14 protein-coding genes are annotated in these 18096 nt (G+C 70.7%); 4 read left to right on the top strand and 10 right to left on the bottom strand.

Annotated features, from left to right (window positions below; translation table 11 throughout):
• Positions 1 to 71: 71 nt before the first annotated feature.
• Positions 72 to 1586, top strand: a complete 1515-nt coding sequence (locus IG54_RS0111855) for a M1 family metallopeptidase (protein ID WP_030781189.1) — start codon at positions 72 to 74, stop codon at positions 1584 to 1586.
• 127 nt (positions 1587 to 1713) lie between these two features.
• Here IG54_RS0111855 and IG54_RS0111850 read toward each other — a convergent pair whose 3' ends face one another.
• From IG54_RS0111850 to IG54_RS0111835, 4 genes are all read right to left on the bottom strand, one after another.
• Positions 1714 to 2265 (bottom strand): GNAT family N-acetyltransferase, encoded by a 552-nt coding sequence (locus IG54_RS0111850; protein ID WP_030781188.1) that lies wholly within the window; start codon positions 2263 to 2265, stop codon positions 1714 to 1716.
• Positions 2266 to 2348: 83 nt separating this feature from the next.
• Complete coding sequence (locus tag IG54_RS0111845; RefSeq protein WP_030781183.1) at positions 2349 to 3149, bottom strand: alpha/beta fold hydrolase; 801 nt, start codon at positions 3147 to 3149, stop codon at positions 2349 to 2351.
• Positions 3150 to 3330: 181 nt separating this feature from the next.
• Positions 3331 to 4788 (bottom strand): amino acid permease, encoded by a 1458-nt coding sequence (locus IG54_RS0111840; RefSeq protein ID WP_030781181.1) that lies wholly within the window; start codon positions 4786 to 4788, stop codon positions 3331 to 3333.
• A gap of 160 nt (positions 4789 to 4948) precedes the next feature.
• Positions 4949 to 6769, bottom strand: coding sequence for an AMP-dependent synthetase/ligase (locus IG54_RS0111835; protein WP_030781180.1), 1821 nt, complete (start codon positions 6767 to 6769; stop codon positions 4949 to 4951).
• A gap of 148 nt (positions 6770 to 6917) precedes the next feature.
• On the opposite strand from IG54_RS0111835, the gene IG54_RS0111830 reads away from it, so the two are divergent.
• The gene (locus IG54_RS0111830; protein WP_051819444.1) at positions 6918 to 7667 is read left to right on the top strand and encodes a MerR family transcriptional regulator; all 750 of its coding nucleotides are present in this window, start codon (positions 6918 to 6920) and stop codon (positions 7665 to 7667) included.
• A 37-nt stretch (positions 7668 to 7704) separates the two neighbouring features.
• Here IG54_RS0111830 and IG54_RS0111825 read toward each other — a convergent pair whose 3' ends face one another.
• The 4 genes from IG54_RS0111825 to IG54_RS0111810 all read right to left on the bottom strand — a co-directional run bounded on the left by IG54_RS0111825 (position 7705) and on the right by IG54_RS0111810 (position 13802).
• Positions 7705 to 9888: a 3-hydroxyacyl-CoA dehydrogenase NAD-binding domain-containing protein gene (locus IG54_RS0111825; protein WP_030781178.1), complete on the bottom strand. Its 2184-nt coding sequence runs from the start codon at positions 9886 to 9888 to the stop codon at positions 7705 to 7707.
• Between the two features lie 303 nt (positions 9889 to 10191).
• The gene (locus IG54_RS0111820; RefSeq protein ID WP_030781177.1) at positions 10192 to 11406 is read right to left on the bottom strand and encodes an acetyl-CoA C-acetyltransferase; all 1215 of its coding nucleotides are present in this window, start codon (positions 11404 to 11406) and stop codon (positions 10192 to 10194) included.
• Positions 11407 to 11454: 48 nt separating this feature from the next.
• Complete coding sequence (locus IG54_RS0111815) at positions 11455 to 12597, bottom strand: acyl-CoA dehydrogenase family protein (protein WP_030781174.1); 1143 nt, start codon at positions 12595 to 12597, stop codon at positions 11455 to 11457.
• Positions 12598 to 12659: 62 nt separating this feature from the next.
• On the bottom strand, positions 12660 to 13802 hold the full coding sequence (locus IG54_RS0111810; protein ID WP_199809529.1) for a CaiB/BaiF CoA transferase family protein: 1143 nt from the start codon (positions 13800 to 13802) through the stop codon (positions 12660 to 12662).
• A gap of 167 nt (positions 13803 to 13969) precedes the next feature.
• Between IG54_RS0111810 and IG54_RS0111805 the strand changes: the two genes are divergently transcribed.
• Positions 13970 to 14419 (top strand): DUF523 domain-containing protein, encoded by a 450-nt coding sequence (locus IG54_RS0111805; RefSeq protein WP_030781170.1) that lies wholly within the window; start codon positions 13970 to 13972, stop codon positions 14417 to 14419.
• Between the two features lie 82 nt (positions 14420 to 14501).
• A complete protein-coding gene (locus tag IG54_RS0111800; protein ID WP_051819443.1) occupies positions 14502 to 15725 on the top strand; it encodes a saccharopine dehydrogenase family protein in 1224 nt (407 codons plus the stop codon).
• 57 nt (positions 15726 to 15782) lie between these two features.
• Here the strand turns inward: IG54_RS0111800 and IG54_RS0111795 are convergent, their stop codons facing one another.
• Both IG54_RS0111795 and IG54_RS0111790 read right to left on the bottom strand, forming a co-directional pair.
• The gene (locus tag IG54_RS0111795; protein WP_030781164.1) at positions 15783 to 17237 is read right to left on the bottom strand and encodes a glyceraldehyde-3-phosphate dehydrogenase; all 1455 of its coding nucleotides are present in this window, start codon (positions 17235 to 17237) and stop codon (positions 15783 to 15785) included.
• Positions 17238 to 17295: 58 nt separating this feature from the next.
• Entirely contained in the window at positions 17296 to 17985 is a 690-nt protein-coding gene (locus IG54_RS0111790) for an endonuclease V (RefSeq protein WP_030781161.1), read from the bottom strand.
• Between the last annotated feature and the right edge of the window lie 111 nt (positions 17986 to 18096).

Below are 18096 nucleotides of genomic sequence, written 5' to 3'. Positions count from 1 at the left end.
TGCGGGACGTGCTGAATAGGGTCGTCGACCAAGACGAAAAGATCTTGTGCCCCTACGACTTGGAGCTTGACGTGCACCGCAGACTCATCGCCCCGGGCGCGCTCGCGGCCTCTCTCCTGCTGGCGATCCCGGCATCGGCGGCGGACTTCTCCCCCGGAGCCCCGGGCATCGGCGACCCCTACTACCCGGCCAGCGGCAACGGCGGCTACGACGTCTCCCACTACGACCTGAGGCTCAAGTACCAGCCCGTGACCGACCTGCTCGAGGGCACGGCCACCATCAACGCGCGTACCACGCAGAACCTTTCGCGCTTCAACCTGGACTTCGGGCTCAAGGTCTCCGAGGTGCGGGTCAACGGCAAGAAGGCGAAGTTCGCGAAGACCGGCGACCAGGAGCTGGAGATAACCCCGACCGCGGGTCTCGCCAAGGGCACGCCGATCACCGTCGTCGTGCGGTACGCGGGCAAGCCCTCCGAGCTGAAGATCGACGGCTACACGGCCTGGCACCGGACGCCGGACGGCGGAGTGGCGGCGCAGGAGCCGGAGGGCGCCGTGTGGTGGTTCCCCTCCAACGACCACCCGCTGGACAAGGCGACGTACGACGTGTCGGTGTCCGTGCCCGACGGCACCCAGGCGATCTCCAACGGCGTGTTGCAGTCGCAGAGTTCACGGCTCGGCTGGACCCGCTTCAACTGGCGGTCCAACAAGCCGCAGGCGAGCTACCTCACCACGCTCGCGGTCGGCAAGTTCGACATCACGACCGACAAGACCGAGGGCGGGCTGCCGGTCCTCAACGCCTACAGCAAGGACCTCGGCGACAACGCGGGTGCGGCGCGGGCCAGCCTGGAGCGGACCACCGAGGTCGCGGAGTGGCTGGAGACGGTCTTCGGGAAGTACCCCTTCAACGCGCTCGGCGGATACGTCCCGAACGTGAAGACCAGCTACGCCCTGGAGACCCAGACGCGGCCCTTCTACAGCCCCTCCGCGTTCGCGAACGGCTCCAACGCGTCCATCGTCGTCCATGAGCTGGCCCACCAGTGGTACGGCGACAGCGTCTCCGTGCACCACTGGAAGGACATCTGGGTCAACGAGGGCTTCGCCCGCTACAGCCAGTGGCTGTGGTCGGAGAAGGAGGGCGAGGGGACGGCGCAGGAACTCGCGGACTACGTGTACGCGCAGCGGTCCGCCGACGACCCCTTCTGGACCGTCAAGCCGGGCGACCCGGGCGCGGACAAGCAGTTCCACATCGCCGTCTACGACCGGGGCGCGCTCGCCCTCCAGGCGCTGCGGAACGAGATCGGCGACGACGCGTTCTTCGCCGTCCTCAAGGGGTGGCCGCAGCAGTACAAGTACGGCAACGCCAAGGTCGGCGACTTCGTGAAGTACGCCGAGAGGATCTCGGGCAAGCCGCTCGCGGACCTCTTCGACACCTGGCTGTACCAGCCGTCGCGGCCGGACGCGCCCACCGCGCGGGACGCCGGCTTCGCCCGCTCGGCCGCGGCGCCCGCCAAGCCGAAGTCGTGGAAGCAGATCGCGGCCACGAACAATGTGCACGACCACGGCCACAAGCACGGTCACAAGCACTGACCTCGTGGTGAGCCGCGCCGCCCGGTCTCCGCGACGGGCGGCGCGGTGCCGTGCGCGAGCCAGGCGCGCGAGGGGGCACTGATCACCGTGATGCCCCGGCCCCTGGCCCTGCCCAGGTTCTGGTTCCTCAGCTGTGACGGCACCAGGTCCGCAGCAGCACGCGTCGTCCCTTCGCCTTTCGCTCGATGGGCTCGTCCGCTGTGAGCTGGAACCCGGATGACGCCGCGACAGCGGCGCTCGGAACGTTGGCCACGTCGATCCGCAGGAGTACTCGCCTGGCGCCCAGGTGGCTCATGGCGTATTCGGTGGCGATCCCGACCGCTTCAGCGGCCAGGCCTTGACGCCGGAATCCAGCTCCGATGCCGTAGGCCAGCTCGACATCTCTGTCATCCAGCTCGTCCTGGAAGAGCAGCACTTCGCCCTTCGGCTCCACACCGTCGGTCGTAACAGCCAGCTGTATCCGACGACCCTCAGCTCGGCCTTCGCGAGCCTTCCTGAGGTACTCGCGGGCAGCATCCCGGTCAAACGGCGAGGGCACGGGGGTCCAGCGGTCGATCTCTGGATCGTCGTAGATCCCGATCAACGCAGGTATGTCTTCTTCGTCCCACTCTCGGAGCAGGACTCTCTGCCCTTCCAGTCGAACAGGGTCAGAGGGCAAGGTTCTCAGCCGATTCTCCATGAGCTGATCTTGCCTGCCCGAGCCATCGGTACGCCGGGTTTCGAGCCGCTTCGCCGCCCGCACGCGGTGCCGGTTCGAAACGCCTAGTCCGCGAGGCTCCGCGCCAGACCGTGGGCCTCCAGGATGGCGTCCGCCACGGCGGAGGGTTCACGCAGCGTCGGGAAGTGGTCGCTGTTCGCGAGGCGGATGAGGCGGCAGCCCGGGATGCGCTCCGCCATCGTCTCGTTCGTACGGACCACCTCGGGCTGGTCGCGCTCACCGAGGACGAGGACGCACGGCATGTCGAGTTCGCCGAGGCGGTCGTAGGCGGGCGGGTCGGGGACGTGGTACGGGTGGACGGCGAACCAGGCCGGGATCACCGACCTGACGTGCGCCTCCACCTCGGCGTCGTCGTCCCCGGTGCCCGCGGCGGCCGACGTACGCATCACCAGCGCCACGATGCCGTCCACATCCCCCGCCTGCGCGAGCTTGCCGACCTCGGCGGTGAACTCCCGCGAGACGAGGTCCTCGGCTCCCGTGACGCCGGGGACCACCAGGGCGAGGGCCGCCACCCGCGCGGGGTCGCGGAGCGCGAGGCTGATGGCCGTCGCGCCGCCCATGCTCGATCCCGCGAGGACCGCGCGGGCGACGCCGAAATGGTCCAGGACCGCGATCAGGTCCTCGACCAGCGAGTACGGAGCGGTCGGCGCCGGCGACCTGCCGTACCCGCGCGCGTCGTAATGGATCACCCGGTGCCGCTCGGTGAGGCGCGGCAGGACGGACTCCCAGACGCGGGAGTCACCGACCCCGGGATGCAGGAGCACCAGCGGCAGGCCGCCGCCGTCCGGCTCTCCCGAGTCGTGCGCCCAGACTTCGCCGTCCTTGACCGACACCATGGCATCCATGCCCCGAGTCTCCGGTGCTCCGGGCCCGGCCGCCAGGGGTGCCGCCCGACGAGGGCCCGAATACGTCCACCCGACGACCGGAACCCGTCGGGGAAACGCAGCGGTGGCGCCACTCCGGAGATCGTGTGTCTCCGGAGTGACGCCACCGTGGGCGCGGCCACGCGAGCGTGGCGGTGGGCCGCTACTTCAAGAGGGTCTGGGCCTCGCGGTCGGCCTTGCGGCGGATCGCGAACCAGCCGACGACCAGCGCCGCGGCGACGATCGGGATGAGGAACAGCGTCTTGCGGCCGACCTCCGGGTCCTTCCACATCAGGCAGAGCACCGCCAGCAGGAAGATGATCGTGACGATCTCCGTGACCGGGTTGCCGGGCAGCCGGAACTTGGGGCGTTCGAAGGCGCCTTCCTTGGAGCGGCGGACGAACGCCAGGTGGCAGATCATGATGATCACCCACGTGCTGATGATGCCCAGGGACGCCACGTTGAGGACGATCTCGAAGGCCTGGTGCGGCACGATGCTGTTCAGGCCGACGCCGAGGACGCCGACGCCCGCGGTGAGCATGATGCCGCCGTAGGGCACCTGGCTCTTGTTCATCTTCGCGGTGAACTTGGGCGCCGAGCCCGCCATCGCCATGGAGCGCAGGATGCGGCCCGTGGAGTAGAGCCCCGAGTTGAGCGACGACATGGCCGCGGTCAGGACGACGAGGTTCATCACGTCACCGGCCGCCGGGACGCCGATCTTGGAGAGGACCGTCACGAAGGGGCTCTGGTCCGCCGAGTACACGGCTCCGGGGAGCAGCAGCGCGAGGAGGACGACCGAGCCGACGTAGAAGAGGCCGACGCGCCACATGATCGAGTTGACCGCGCGCGGGACGATCTTGTGCGGCTCGGCGGTCTCGCCCGCCGCGACGCCGACCAGCTCCAGCGAGGCGTACGCGAAGACGACGCCCTGCATCACGATCACGACCGGCATCATGCCGTTCGGCAGGAAGCCGCCGTTGTCGGTGATCACATTCAGACCGGGGGCCTCGCCGCCGACCTCGTGCTGGCTGATCAGCAGGAAGATGCCGATGAGCATGAACGCGACGAGCGCGGCGACCTTGATGATCGCGAACCAGAACTCCATCTCGCCGAAGATCTTCACCGAGATGAGGTTGATCGCCAGCACCACGGCCAGGGCTATCAGCGCGAGCACCCACTGCGGGATGTCGGTGAAGAAGCTCCAGTAGTGCGTGTAGAGCGCGATCGCGGTGATGTCCGCGATGCCGGTGGTCGACCAGTTCAGGAAGTACATCCAACCGGCGACGTAGGCGCCCTTCTCGCCGAGGAACTCACGCGCGTAACTGACGAACGAACCGGACGACGGACGGTAGAGCACCATCTCGCCGAGGGCGCGCACGACGAAGAACGCGAAGACACCGCACACGAGGTACGCGAGGGCGAGCGCGGGGCCCGCCGAGTGGAGGCGGCCGCCCGCCCCGAGAAAGAGCCCAGTGCCGATCGCGCCACCAATGGCGATCATGTTGACGTGACGGGCCTTGAGGTCCTTGCTGTAACCGGCGTCGCCCGCGTCCGCGGGGGCCTGGGACGCATCTGTGCGGGATGCGTCCAGGGCGGCCGAATCTACGGCTTCCTTGCTCACGTGGGGGATCTACTCTCTGGTGCCCGGAAGAGCTCCGGGGTCCGGATGGTGCTCCGGCCCACGACACCCCTGACGCGCGCGGACCGACGGGACACCTTCCCCCAGAGATCGGCGTCCACGCGGTGGCGCACGTCACATAGCGGGACTTCTCACATGCTGGTCAGGGGGTGTACAGGGCGTCGATGACCTGCTGGTACCTCTCCCGGACGACGCGGCGGCGCAGCTTCAGGGACGGGGTCAGCTCGCCGGTCCCCGGGCCCCACTCCTCGGCGAGGAGGCGGTAGCGCTTGATCTGCTCGGTGCGGTTCAGGCGCGCGTTGGCGGCCCGGACGGCGCGGTCGACCTCCTCCCGTACGGCCGGGTGGGAGACCAGCTCCGCCGCTGCGAGCCCGCCCTCGATCCCGTGCGCGGCGGCCCAGGCGGGCGCCAGCTCCGCGTCCAGGACGAGCAGCGCCACCAGGTACGAGCGGCCATCGCCGTGCACGAGGGCCTGGCCGATCAGCGGGTGCTCCTTGAGGGCGTTCTCCACGAGTGCGGGCGAGACGTTCTTGCCGGTCGAGGTGACGATCATTTCCTTCTTGCGGTCGGTGAGCCAGAGGAAGCCGTCCTCGTCGATCCGCCCGATGTCCCCGGTGGCGAACCAGCCCTGCGCGTCGCACGCGCTGTCGACCCCGCCATCGGCCCGCAGATAGCCGTCGAAGACCGTCGCGCCGCGGACCATGATCTCGCCGTCGTCGGCGGTGCGGATCTCCAGACCGGCGAGGGGGCGGCCCACCGAGCCGAGGCGGAACGCGTCGGGGGTGTTGGTCGTGATCACGCCGGACGTCTCGGTGAGGCCCCACGCGTCCATGATCACCAGTCCGAAGCCGGCCCAGAAGCGGGTGACGTCCGGCGGCATCGGTGCCGAGGCGCTGGCGGTCCACACCAGGCGGTCGAACCCGGCGAGCGCGAGCAGGGGGTCGAGCACCTGCTCCTTGGCCCGCTCGTATGCGGCGCGCAGCTCCGCCGATGGTTCCTCGCCGCGCTCGCGGCAGGCGACGTGCGCGCGTGCCGTCTCGTTCGCCGCCTCGATGGCGTGCCCCCGCTCCTCGGGCAGCCCGGCGAGCGCGGCCTTCACGGACGCGGTGAGCTTCTCCCACACGCGCGGCACGCCGAAGAACTGGAAGGGGCGCAACTCGCGTGCGGTGGCGGCCACTTGGGTCGGATCGGCGCACAGGTGGACGTGCGCGGCGCGCAGGACGGGGAGGTAGATGCCGAGCAGCCGTTCCGCGATGTGCGCGAAGGGCAGGTAGCAGATGTGTCCGACGTGCTCGGGGAAGTCGACGACACCGTCCAGGGCGATGCCGCCAAGGAGGACGTTGCGGTGCGTGAGGCGTACGCCCTTGGGGTCGCCGGTGGTGCCCGAGGTGTAGACGACGGTGAGGGCGTCGGTGGGGCGGCTCTCGCGCCATGCCTTCTCGAAGGCGTCCGGGCTGAAGAGGCGGCTGCCCGTGGCGTGCAGCGAACCGTAGGTGCGGTGCTCCCCCGCCTCGGCGGCCTCCACCACGACGAGGCGCTCCAGCGGGGTGCTCGCGTCGGCCAACAGAGGCTCCCAGCGCGGGAGTTCGGCTGCTCCCTCGACGATGGCGAAACGGGCGCGGCTGTGCCGGACGATGTGGGCGACCTGCTCGGGGGCCGCGGTGCCGTACACGGTGACGGGGACGGCGCCGAGGTGCGTCAGGGCGAGGTCGCTCAGCCAGTGCTCGGGGCGGTTGCCCATCATCATCAGGACGTGCTCGCCCCGTCCGACGCCGAGCGCGGCGTAACCGGCGGCAAGCACGGCGACCCTGCGCCGCGCCTGACGCCAGGTGAGCGTGGCCCAGTCCTCCCCCGTACGCCAGGAGAGCGCGGGCAGCTCTCCGTGGTCCTCGGCGTTGCGGAGCAGCAGGGCGGGGAGCGTGATGTCGGCCGGTTCCCCGGGGAGTCGCGGGATCGTGGTCATGACCGCCTCCTGGCGCCATCGGCTGGCCCGGAGGGTTTCACAACACTGGTGTGCCAGCAATACTGTTGCACCGAATTGACGCACTGGCGGTATCGACGCACAGGCGGCGCGGTGTCCGAAGTGCCGGCCGGGGAGGGAGGGCGCTGCCATGACGACCGACACCGAGAGCGTGCCGGCGTACGCCGAAGAACCGACGCTGACGGTCGACGAGCTGGCCGCGCGCGCGGGCGTGACGGTCCGCACGATCCGCTTCTACAGCACCAAGGGTCTGCTGCCGCCACCGGTGATCGGCCCCCGCCGCGTCGGCCACTACGGCCAGGACCACCTGTCCCGTCTCGCGCTCATCGAGGAGTTGCAGCACCAGGGCATGACGCTCGCCGCGATCGAGCGGTATCTGGAGCAGCTGCCCGCGGACCTGAGCGCGCACGACCTGGCCATCCACCGCGCCCTGGTGGCCTCCTGGGCGCCCGACTCCGCCGAGGAGGTCCCGCTCGCCGAGCTGGAGCGCAGGGCGGGGCGCGCGCTGAGCGAGGAGGACCTGGACCGGCTCGCGGCGATGAGCGTCATCGCCCGGACGCGGGCCCCGGGGACGTACCGCGTGGACCTGGGGCTGCTGCGGCTCGGAGTGCAGCTGCTCGACGTACCCATCGCGCACGAGACGATCCTGGCGGCGCGCACGGTCCTGATGGAGCACACGCGCTCGGCCGCGCACGAGCTGTCCCGCCTCTTCCGTGACGAGGTGTGGGGCCCCTACCGCGAGCGCGAGTCGGACCCGGGGCACGTGGCGGCGATGCGGTCGCTGTCGGCCCATATGCAGCCGATGGTGGTGCAGGCGCTGGTGACGGCGTTCCAGCGCTCGCTCAAGGAGGAGCTGCGGGAGTGGCTCAGGGAGAGCTGAGCCACTCCACGTACGGCTCGTGCCGGATCGTGCGAGGTCAGCTGTCGCTGAACCGCTCGCCGTTCTCCGCCTTCTCCACGAGCAGGGCCGGCGGCAGGAACCGCTCCCCGTAGCGCTCGGCCAGCTCACGCGCGCGTGCCACGAATCCGGGCAGGCCGCCCTCGTAGCCGTTGATGTACTGGAGCACGCCGCCGGTCCAGCCGGGGAAGCCGATACCGAGGATGGAGCCGATGTTGGCGTCGGCCACCGACGTCAGGACGCCCTCCTCCAGGAGGCGCACGGTGTCGAGCGCCTCGGAGAAGAGCATGCGCTCCTGCATGTCCTTGAACGGAATCTCGTGCCCCGGCTTGGTGAAGTGCTCGCGCAGGCCCGGCCAGAGCCCCGCGCGCTTGCCGTCCACGTAGTCGTAGAAGCCCGCTCCCCCGCTCCTGCCGGGCCGCTCGAACTCGTCGACCATGCGGTCGATGACCGTGTCCGAGGGGTGGCCGGGCCAGGTGCCGCCCGCCTCCTCGACGGCCTTCTTCGTCTCGTTGCGGATCTTGCGGGGCAGGGTGAGGGTCAGCTCGTCCATGAGGGACAGGACCTTCGCCGGGTAGCCCGCCTGGGCGGCCGCCTGCTCGACGGAGGCGGGCTCGATGCCCTCGCCGACCATCGCGACGCCTTCGTTGATGAAGTGCCCGATGACGCGCGAGGTGAAGAAGCCGCGCGCGTCGTTGACGACGATCGGCGTCTTGTTGATCTGGCGTACGAGGTCGAAGGCGCGGGCCAGCGCCGCGTCGCCGGTCCGCTCGCCCTTGATGATCTCGACGAGCGGCATCTTGTCGACGGGCGAGAAGAAGTGCAGCCCGATGAAGTCGGCCTGGCGGTCGACGCCCTCGGCGAGCAGGGTGATCGGCAGCGTCGAGGTGTTCGAGCAGAGCAGCGCGTCCGGCTCCACGATGTCCTGGATCTCCTGGAACACCTTGTGCTTGAGCGAGGTGTCCTCGAAGACCGCCTCGATCACGGCGTCGCAGCCCGCGAGTGCCTGCGGGTCGGCGGTGGGCGTGATGCGGGCGAGGAGGGCGTCCGCCTTCTCCTGGGTCGTGCGTTTCCGCTGGACGGCCTTGGCGCAGAGCTTCTCGGAGTAGGCCTTGCCCTTGCGCGCCGCCTCCGCGGAGACGTCCTTCAGAACGACGTCGATGCCCGCGCGGGCGCAGGAGTAGGCGATGCCGGCGCCCATCATTCCGGCGCCGAGCACGGCGACCTTGCGGACGGTCCGGCGCTCGACGTCCTTGGGGCGGTTCGCGCCGGAGTTGACGGCCTGGAGGTCGAAGAAGAAGGCCTGGATCATGTTCTTGGCGACCTGGCCGGTGACCAGCTCGGTGAAGTACCTGGCCTCGATGGTCTGCGCGGTCTCGAAGTCGACCTGGGAGCCCTCGACGGCGGCCGCGAGGATGTTGCGCGGGGCCGGGTAGGGGGCGCCCGCCGTCTGCTTCTTGAGGTTGGCGGGGAAGGCGGGGAGGTTCGCCGCCAGCTTCGGGTTGGCGGGAGTGCCGCCGGGGATGCGGTAGCCCGGCTTGTCCCAGGGCTGCTGCGACTCGGGGTTGGCGTCGATGAAGGCGCGGGCCTTCTCGATCATCTCCTCGGGGGTGGCGGCCACTTCGTGGACGAGGCCGATCTCCAGCGCGCGCCCCGGGTTGTACTGGGTGCCCTGGAGGAGCACCTTCAGGAGCGCGTCCGTGATGCCCATGAGGCGTACGGTCCTGGTGACGCCGCCGCCCGCGGGCAGCAGTCCGAGGGTGACCTCGGGCAGGCCGATCTTGGAGCCGGGGGCGTCCAGGGCGACGCGATGGTGTGCGGCGAGGGCGATCTCGTAACCGCCGCCGAGGGCCGCGCCGTTGATGGCGGCGACGACGGGCTTGCCGAGGGTCTCGATGCGGCGCAGCGAGCGCTTGATGGCGTTGCCCGTCTCGAACACCTGCTGGGCGTCCGCGGGTCCGACCTTGATCATGTCCTTGAGGTCGCCGCCCGCGAAGAAGGTCTTCTTGGCGGAGGTGTAGATGAAACCGCGGATCGCGTCCTTGTCGGCCGCGACGGCGGCCTCCGCGCGGTCGGCGATCGCCGCGATGGAGTCCTTGAACGCCTGGTTCATGGTGTTCGCGGACTGGTCGGGGTCGTCGAGGACGAGGGTGACGACACCGGTGTCGTCCTGTTCCCAGCGGATGGTCTTGGGGTCGGTCATGTCTGTGTCTCCGTGAGGTCTGTGGCAGGCGGAATCTGTGGGGGGGTGGCGCGGGCTCGTGGCCGACTGTCCGCCGGTGGGGGCTGGCCGCGCCCGCGCGGCGAAGCCGCATGTGTCACGGCCCCGCGCCCCTGAGGCAGCGGCTTCGCCGCGCCTCATGAGGGCGCACGGGGTGCGCCTTCAGGGGGCCTATCGGGGAAGACGGCGGCGAAGCCGCACGTCTTCAGGGGCGCGGGGAACTGCGCGAGCAACCACGACGCACCCGCGGCAGGCGACGCACCCCAACCCCTACGGCGCGACCCCTTACAGCCGCTCGACGATCGTGGCGATGCCCATCCCGCCCCCCACGCACAACGTGGCCAACCCATACCGGAGATCCCTGCGCTCCAGCTCGTCCACGAGCGTGCCGAGGATCATCGCCCCGGTGGCACCCAGCGGATGCCCCAGCGCGATCGCCCCGCCGTTGACGTTGACCTTGTCCAGGGACAACCCCATGTCCTTCACGAAGCGCAGCACGACCGCGGCGAACGCCTCGTTGATCTCGACGAGGTCGATGTCGTCGATGGTGAGACCGGCCTTGGCGAGCGCCTTGCGGGTCGCGGGCGCGGGCCCGGTCAGCATGATCAGCGGCTCGGAGCCGGAGACCGCCGCGGAGACGATCCGCGCCCGCGGCGTGAGGCCGTACCGCTCGCCGACCCCCTTCGTTCCGACGGCGACCAGCGAGGCGCCGTCGACGATCCCGGAGGAGTTGCCCGCGTGGTGGACGTGGTCGATCTGCTCGATCCAGTGGTACTTCTGGAGCGCGACCGCGTCGAAGCCGCCCATGTCGCCGATGTCCTTGAAGGACGGCTTCAGCTTGGCGAGGGAGTCGGCGGTGGTGCCGGGGCGCATGTGCTCGTCGTGGTCGAGGACGACGAGGCCGTTGCGGTCCTTGACGGGCACGACGGACCTCTCGAAGCGGCCGTCCTTCCAGGCCGCGGCGGCGCGCTCCTGGGAGAGCGCCGCGTACTCGTCGACGTCACGCCGGGAGAAGCCCTCGATGGTGGCGATGAGGTCGGCGCCGATCCCCTGCGGCGCGAAGCCGGTCTCGAAGTTGGTCATCGGGTCGGCGAACCAGGCGCCGCCGTCGGAGGCCATCGGCACCCGCGACATCGACTCGACGCCGCCCGCCAGCACCAGGTCCTCCCAGCCCGAACGGACCTTCATGGCGGCGAGGTTGACCGCCTCCAGGCCCGAGGCGCAGAAGCGGTTCTCCTGGACGCCCGCGACCGTGTCGGGCAGGCCGGCCGCGATGGCGGCGATCCGCGCGATGTCGGAGCCCTGGTCGCCCACGGGCCCGACCACACCGAGGACGATGTCGTCGATGGCGGCCGGGTCGAGGCCGGGGAAACGGGCCTGGATCTCGTGGATCAGGCCGACGACCAGGTCGATCGGCTTGGTGCCGTGCAGGGCGCCATTGGCCTTGCCGCGGCCGCGCGGGGTGCGGATCGCGTCGTATACGTACGCTTCGGTGGTCACGCTTGTGCCTTTCGGGGGGATGCGGGAGGGGGCGAGGGGCCTGCGGGGTCAGCCGAGGACGGAACGGCCGATGATCTCCTTCATGATCTCGGTCGTGCCGCCGTAGATGGTCTGGATGCGTCCGTCGGTGAAGGCCTTGGCGACGCGGTACTCCGTCATATAGCCGTAGCCGCCGTGCAGTTGCAGGCAGCGGTCGGCGACGCGCTTTTGGAGTTCGGTGGCCCACCACTTCGCCATCGACGCGTGGACGGCGTCGAGTTCGCCGTTCGCGTGATCGACGATGCACCGGTCGAGGAACGCGCGGGTGACGGCGCACTCGGTGGCCATCTCCGCGATCTCGAAGCGGATGTGCTGGAGCTTGGCGAGCGGCCGCCCGAAGGCCTCGCGCTCCTTGACGTACGTGGTGGTGATCTCCAGGAGGTGCTCGGCGGCGGCGATCCCGGCGACGGCGATGCCCATCCGCTCCTGCGCGAGGTTCGTCATCAGGTGCACGAAGGCGCCGTCGAGTTCGCCGAGGAGGTTCTCCTTCGGGACGCGTACGTCGTTGAAGAACAACTCGGCGGTGTCCTGGGCCTTCTGGCCGATCTTGTCGAGGTTGCGGCCCCGCTCGAAGCCCGCCATGCCGCGCTCGACGACCAGCAGGGACAGGCCGTGCGCGCCGCCCTCGGGGGACGTCTTGGCGACGACGATGACGAGGTCGGCGAGGATGCCGTTGGAGATGAACGTCTTGGAGCCGTTGAGGAGCCAGTGGTCGCCCCGGTCCTCGGCACTGGTGCGGATGCCCTGGAGGTCGGAGCCCGCGCCGGGCTCGGTCATCGCGATGGCGGTGATGGTCTCGCCGGTGCAGAAGCCGGGCAGCCAGCGGCGCTTCTGCTCCTCGGTGGCGAGGGAGGTCAGGTAGGGGCCGATGATGTCGTTGTGCAGGCCGACCGCGAGCCCGGCGGCGCCCGCGCGCGTGAACTCCTCGGCGAGGACCGCGGAGTAGCGGAAGTCGGCGTTCCCTCCGCCGCCGTACTCCTCGGGGACGGCGAGCCCGAGCAGCCCCTGCTTCCCGGCCGCGAGCCAGGCCGCACGGGAGACGATGCCGTCCTTCTCCCACTGCTCGTAGTGCGGGAGAACTTCCTTGGCGAGGAAGGTGCGCACGGTCTCGCGGAACGCGTCGTGCTCGGCGGAGAAGATCTGCCGTTTCATCTGTACGTGGCCTCCTGGAGCCCGTTCTCAGGGCCAGCCCTTTTGCGGATTAGGTCAACAGGTCAACGTGGCTCGGCCGGTCGTGCGAGGGCCGGTACGTCCCAGTCGCGGGCCACCTCGGCGGTGTCGGCGCCCGGCTGCGCGGGGCCGGTACGCACGCGCGTCGGGGTCGCGGAGAAGCGGGGCGCGGGGGCGGGCTGGGTGATGCCGCCGTGGTCGGTGAAGGTGCCGCGGGCGGCGAGGTGGGGGTGTGCGGGCGCCTCGCGCAGGGAGAGCACCGGGGCCACGCACGCGTCCGAGCCCTCGAAGACGGCCGTCCACTCCTCGCGCGTACGTTCCTTGAAGCGGGCGGCGACGGCCTCGCGCAGCTCGTCCCAGCGGGCCAGGTCCTTGCGGGCGGGGGCCACCTCGGCGAGCCCGAGCAGCGCGATGAACTCGTCGTAGAACTGCTGCTCAAGGGAGCCCACGGCCATGTAGCCGCCGTCGGAGGTCTCGTAGGTGCCGTAGAAGGGGCAGCCCCCGTCGAGGAGGTTGGCGCCGCGCCGGTCCTGCCAGCTGCCGGCCGCGAGCATGCCGTGGATCATCGCGGAGAGGTGCGCGGCCCCGTCGACGATCGCGGCGTCCACCACCTGCCCCTCGCCGTGCACGCGCGCGTGGGTGAGCGCGGCGAGGACGCCGACGACGAGGTAGAGCGAGCCGCCCGCGTAGTCACCGACGAGGTTGGCGGGGATCGCGGGCGGCTCCCCGGGGTTGCCGATCATGCCGAGGGTGCCGGTGATCGCGATGTACGCGATGTCGTGCCCGGCGCGCTGGGCGAGCGGTCCCTGTTGCCCCCAGCCGGTCATCCGGCCGTAGACGAGCCGCGGATTGCGCGCGTGGCAGTCCTCGGGGCCGATGCCGAGGCGCTCGGCGACACCGGGCCGGTATCCCTCGATGAGGATGTCGGCGCGCTCGACCAGGCCGAGGACCCGCGCCGGGCCGCCGTCGGCCTTCAGGTCGACGATCACCGAGCGCTTGTTGCGGTTGGTGACGTCGCACGCCGGGTCGATGGCGAGGCCGCCGCCGTCCGGGCGGTCCACGCGTACGACGTCGGCTCCGAGGTCGGCCAGGAGCATGGCCGCGAACGGGCCGGGCCCGATGCCCGCCAGCTCCATCACGCGCACCCCGGCGAGCGGACCGTTAACGCCCTTGCCCGGCACTGCCATTGAGCCCCCAGCGCTCTGACACAGCTATGACACAACTGATGTAACACCAGTGATGCTAAGAACGTGTTCCACCGTGCACAAGCCCCTGGCGCCCCCTGGCGAGCAAGCGCTTAGCCAATCTTGGTCCCGCGGGTGATCCCGGTCGTGCGGGCGCCTAGCCTGAAGGCATGGATTCCGTACTGGTCAGCGCGTGTCTGCGGGGCGTCCCGTGCCGCTACGACGGGCGCGACAAGTCCGCGCCCGGACTCGACGACGCCGTGGCGGGCCGCGCGGTCGTGTCCTTCTGCCCGGAGGCCGCCGGTGGCCTGCCGACGCCGCGGCGCCCCGCGGAACTGGTCGGCGGCGACGGCCATGACGTCCTGGACGGCCGCGCGCGGGTGGTCGAGGACACGGGACGCGATGTGACGGCCGAGTTCGTGGCCGGCGCGCACCGCGCGCTCGCGGCCGCCCGGCACGCCGGGTGCACCGAGGCGCTGCTGATGCCGCGCAGTCCCTCGTGCGGGCGCGGGGCGGTGTACGACGGTTCGTTCGGCGGGGAGTTGGTGGCGGGCGACGGGGTCACGGCGGCGCTGTTCGAGCGGAACGGCATCGTGGTGCGGTCGGCGCCGGGGGCGTAGGCGCGGTCCGTCGCGGCGCGCGCTAGCGACACGCGTTAGCCTCGGCCACCACGACCGCACGGACCGTACGGCGAGAGGTGCCATGACCAGTCACCAGGACGAGACCAGCGGCAACACCACGACCGGCGGGAAGAAGGACCGCCCGTACGACATCGTGCTCTTCGGAGCGACCGGCTTCGTGGGAGTACTCACCGCGGAGTATCTGGCCGCGCACGCCCCGAAGGAGGTGCGCTGGGCGCTCGCGGGGCGCGACACCGCCAAGCTGAAGAGAGTGCGCGAGCGCCTGGCCGCGATCGACCCGGCCTGCGCCGAACTCCCCCTGGTGCGCGCCGATGTGGCCGACCCGGAGTCCTTGCGCGAGATGGCCGCCCACGCGCGCGTGGTCGCCACGACCGTCGGTCCCTACCTGACGTACGGGCAGGAACTGGTCGCAGCGTGCGCGGAGTCGGGGACGGACTACGTGGATCTGACGGGCGAGCCGGAGTTCGTCGACCTGATGTATGTGCGGCACGACGCACGCGCGCGGGAGACCGGCGCGCGGCTCGTGCACTCCTGCGGCTTCGACTCCGTCCCGCACGACCTGGGCGCGTACTTCACGGTGAAGCAGCTGCCGGAGGGTGTGCCGCTGCGAGTCGACGGGTTCGTACGGACCAACGGGCAGTTCTCGGGCGGCACCTTCGCCTCCGCGCTCAACCAGTTCGGCCGGGGCCCGCAGATGATGGCCGCCGCCAAGGAGCGCCGGCGCCACGAACCCCGCCCGGCGGACCGCAAGGCGTACGCCCCGCCGAGCCCGCCGCGGTACGCGGGCGAGGTCGGCGCCTGGGCGCTGCCGCTGCCGACGATCGACCCGCAGGTGGTGCAGCGCTCGGCGGGGGCCCTCGACCGGTACGGACCCGACTTCCGCTACCGGCACTACGCGGCCGTGCGGACGCTGCCGATGGCTCTCGGTGGCACGCTCGCCGTCGGCGGTCTGCTGGCGGCCGCGCAACTGCCGCCTGCGCGCCGGTGGCTGTCGGGGCGGCTGAAGCCCGGTGACGGGCCGAGTCCGCAGCGGCGGGCCAAGGCGTGGTTCTCGGTGCGGTTCGTCGGCGAGGGCGGCGGCAAGCGGGTCTTCACCGAGGTCTCGGGCGGCGATCCGGGGTACGACGAGACCGCGAAGATGCTGGCCGAGTCGGCGCTGTGCCTCGCGCTGGACGCCCTGCCGCCGACCGCGGGGCAGGTCACCACGGCCGAGGCGATGGGCGACGCGCTGCTCGCGCGGCTGGACGCGGCGGGGCTCTCCTTCAGGGTGGCGTCGGTGCGCTAGGAGAGCCTGTCGGGTGCCCGGCCCCACTGCTGGTGCGGGGCGGGGCACCCGTGCGGATCAGGCGACCGGTACGGGGTACGTCGGGTACTCCACCCCGGAGACGTGCTGGACGACGCGGATGACCTGGCACGAGTAGCCGAACTCGTTGTCGTACCAGAGGTAGAGGATCGCGTTGTCGCCGTCGACCTTGGTCGCGCCCGCGTCGACGATCGAGGCGTGGCGCGAGCCGATGAAGTCGTTGGAGACCGCGTCGGGGGCGCTGGTGAAGTCGATCTGGCGCTTGAGCGGCGAGGTCAGGGAGACGTTGCGGAGGTAGTCGAGGACTTCCTCGCGGGTGGCCTCGCGGCCGAGCGTCAGGCTGAGGATCGCGATCGAGACGTCCGGCACCGGGACGCGGATCGAGCTGCCGGTGATCGGCGCCTTCAGGTCCGGAAGCGCCTTGGCGACGGCGGAGGCGGCGCCGGTCTCGGTGATCACCATGTTAAGCGGCGCCGAGCGGCCGCGGCGGTCGGCCTTGTGGTAGTTGTCCAGGAGGTTCTGGTCGTTGGTGAACGAGTGGATGGTCTCCACGTGGCCGCGCAGCACGCCGTACTCGTCCGCCATCGCCTTCAGCGGCGGGACGATCGCGTTGGTGGTGCAGGAGGCGCAGGAGAGGACCCGCTCGTCCGGCTTGATCGTGTCGTGGTTGACGCCGTGCACGATGTTGGGCACGTCGCCCTTGCCCGGGGCGGTCAGGACGACCTTGTCGATGCCGGGGCGCAGGTGCTTCGACAGGCCCTGGCGGTCGCGCCACTTGCCGGTGTTGTCGATGAGGATGGCGTCCTTGATGCCGTACGCCGTGTAGTCGACCTCCGAGGGGTCGTTGGCGTAGATCACCTTGATCTCGTTGCCGTTGGCGATGATCGTGCTGTTCGCCTCGTCGACGGTGATCGTGCCCTGGAACTGGCCGTGGATGGAGTCGCGGCGCAGCAGCGAGGCCCGCTTGACGATGTCCTCGGCGGCCCGCTCGCCGCCCCCGCGCACGACGATGGCGCGCAGCCGCAGGCCGTTGCCGGAGCCGGCCTTCTCGATGAGCAGGCGGGCGACGAGGCGGCCGATGCGGCCGAAGCCGTAGAGGACGACGTCGCGGCCCTCGCGGCACTCGATCTTGTTCTCGCCCGTGGCGCCCGCGACGGCCTCCGCGGTGAACTCCGCCACCGAAAGGCCGCGGTCGTCGCTCTTGTACGTCGCGGCGAGCATGCCGATGTCGATCTGGGAGGGGCCGAGGTCGAGCGCGGTGAGAGCCTGGAGGAAGGGCAGCGTCTCGGTGACCGACAGCTCCTCGCCGGCGATCTGCCGGGCGAAACGGTGGGTCTTGAGGATGCTGACCACCGACTTGTTCACCAGGGAGCGGCTGTGCAGCAGGACCGTCACGTCCCGCTCGCGGTGCAGCTTCCCGATGATCGGGATCATCGACTCCGCGATCTCCTCGCGGTGCTTCCAGTTGGTGAACGAGTCGTCGTTGACAGTCACAGGTTTCTCTTTCGAGCTAGGCGGCGCTCATATGCTAACCCGCCCTTCTTTTGATCGTTCACCCGGCCGTTTCCCGCAGGGCCGCCCGGCACAGCGCGTCCGCGCGGCGGGTGGATTCCGGCAGGCGGTAGCGGGGCGTGAGGCGCAGCGCGTGGGCGCAGGCGTTGGCCAGCGTCACCCGGTGGCCCGCCGAGACGAAGATTGGCTTCACGCCCTCGCGGGTGCGCAGTGCCCTGCCCACCTCCTCCGCGCCGTCCAGCAGGGGTGAGGCGCTGCCCCGGGGCGCGGCCGGAGCCTCGTACGAGAAGGTGAAGGGGTTCTTCGCGACGCCCATCGTCGCCAGTCCCGTCAGGACGCCGAGGTGGCTCGCGAGGCCGAAGCGGCGGGGGTGGGCGATGCCGTAGCCGTCGCAGACGACCAGGCCCGGGTCGGCCGTGAGCCCGGAGAGCGCGGTGAGCACGGCCGGGATCTCCCGGAAGGCGAGCAGGCCCGGCACGTAGGGGAAGGACACGGTGCCGACGGCCGTCGCCTCCTCGACCACGTCGAGCGTCGCCGCGTCGAGCACGACGACGGCCGCGGCGACGACACCCCGCTCGTCGTCGTAGGCGACGTCCACCCCGGTCACGTGTCCGGTGCCGGGCGGCGGCCCCGGTTCGTCGAGGACGACGCGGTCGCGCAACACGTCCTGGACGGCGCGGGCCGCCTTCTCGTCGGCGGGCCAGTCGGAGGGCAGTGGGTAGCTGATCATGGTGCGGGCAGCCTAGGGCCTGTCCGGCGGATCATGCCGCGGGCCGCGGGGTCTGGCACGCCGATCTGCCGCGTTGTCGTCGGTTGACAACTCCCCCAAGCTCTCGGCTTC

The sequence above is a fragment of the Streptomyces sp. NRRL S-920 genome (assembly GCF_000717945.1).
GTDB lineage: Bacteria > Actinomycetota > Actinomycetes > Streptomycetales > Streptomycetaceae > Streptomyces > Streptomyces alboniger.
This window is presented reverse-complemented; position numbering and strand designations above follow the sequence as displayed.